This is a genomic window from Delftia sp. ZNC0008, from assembly GCF_000799035.1.
Lineage (GTDB): Bacteria > Pseudomonadota > Gammaproteobacteria > Burkholderiales > Burkholderiaceae_C > Comamonas > Comamonas tsuruhatensis.
Genome location: NZ_JTKZ01000857.1, coordinates 1 through 846 on the forward strand (window position 1 = coordinate 1; position 846 = coordinate 846).

Annotated in this window: 1 protein-coding gene; it reads left to right on the top strand. The window is 72.8% G+C overall.

Annotated features, from left to right (window positions below; translation table 11 throughout):
* A partial coding sequence (locus tag L995_RS34055; RefSeq protein ID WP_047474533.1) for a DUF5682 family protein occupies positions 1-656 on the top strand: 656 nt, incomplete at its 5' end.
* Positions 657-846 lie beyond the last annotated feature (190 nt).

The window sequence follows — 846 nt, forward strand, 5'->3', positions numbered from 1 at the left end:
CCGCGTCGCTGCTGCGGCGCTGCTTTGCCCAGGCCTGCCTGCGCCTGCCCTGGCTGGGCGAGGGCGATGCATCCCAGCAGGCACAGGCCCTGGATGCCCTGGCCGATCTGCACGGCATGGTCTGCCGCGCCGTGCCCTGGGCCGACGCCGGCCTGTTCCACGATGCCTGTGCCGCCTTGCATGAGGCAGGCGCCGACAGCACGCCCGCGCGCGTGCGCGGCGCCACCGCCGGCATCCTGAGCATGGCCGGCCGCTGGCAGATTGCGCAGACCGATGCCGCCCTGCGCGCCATGCTGGGCCTGGCGCAGGTCGATGCTGCCGCCATGGGCGAGTACCTGCAGGGCTTTGTGCGCGTGGCCAAGGGCTGGCTGCTCAGTCATCCGCCGCTGCTGCGCCTGCTCAGCGACGGCATTGCGCACTGGCCGCAAGACGCCTTCCTGGCCGGCCTGCCGGCCTTGCGGCTGGCCTTTGCCCAGCTGACCCGTGCCGAACTGCGGCAACTGGCCGGGCGGCTGGCCGGTTTGTCGGGCGCGGCCACGCCACCCGGCGCAACCACGCTGGCCTGCGTGCACCTGCCATCGGACGAGGCCCTGGCGCACAGCCGCGCCTTGGCGGCCCAGGTGGGCCGGCTGCTGCATCCCTGGGGACTGTCATGAGCCGGAAAGATCCGCCAATGCACGAACTGCCAATGCACGAGCCGCCAATGCAGGAACAGGCAATCAATGCCGCCACCCTGCGGCGCTGGCGCCTCATCCTCGGGCCCGAGGCGGCCCAGCCCCTGGCTGCGGCGCAGCCGCTCGATGACGCCGATGCGCGCCGCGACGCGGCACTGGACTATCTACGCGG